This is a genomic window from Pseudomonas sp. 14P5.3.2 (assembly GCF_057799175.1).
Genome location: NZ_JBYOKU010000085.1, coordinates 1 through 466, shown reverse-complemented (window position 1 = coordinate 466; position 466 = coordinate 1). Strand labels below are relative to the sequence as shown.

The window sequence follows — 466 nt, the reverse complement described above, 5'->3', positions numbered from 1 at the left end:
TGCGGTGTAGATGATCGAACCGCCCTCGGCGACCGAGTTGGTAGCGCTCAGGGACAGGTTGGTGGTGTCGACAGTGTCGGTAACGGTGGTCGAAACCGGAGTTTTGTCGGCTACCAGATTTTCGTAGTTGCCGCCGGTCACATTGGTGATGGCGTTGGTCAACGGCGCGTGACCGGTCAACGCATCGTTCGGCGCAGTGGTGGTGACGGTACCGGTGGTTTTGCCCACTTCGATGGTGATGTTCTGACCATTAGCCAGGGTCACGACTACAGGCGAGCCGGTCACTGGTGCGCCAACGGTTGCGGTGTAGGTGACGGTGCCACCTTCCGCAGCCGATTCGGTCGCGGTCAGTTTGACCGTAGTGGTGTCGATGGTATCGGTAACGTTGGTGACTGCAGGAACAGTGCTCGGCACCAGGTTTTCGAAGTTGCCACCGGTAGCGGTGGAAATGGTCGCTTCGACTTTA

1 protein-coding gene is annotated in these 466 nt (G+C 58.8%); it reads right to left on the bottom strand.

Going from position 1 to position 466, the window contains the following annotated elements:
* Nucleotides 1–466: immunoglobulin-like domain-containing protein (locus tag AC27VU_RS28925; RefSeq protein WP_488725414.1), on the bottom strand; the 466-nt coding region annotated here is incomplete at both ends.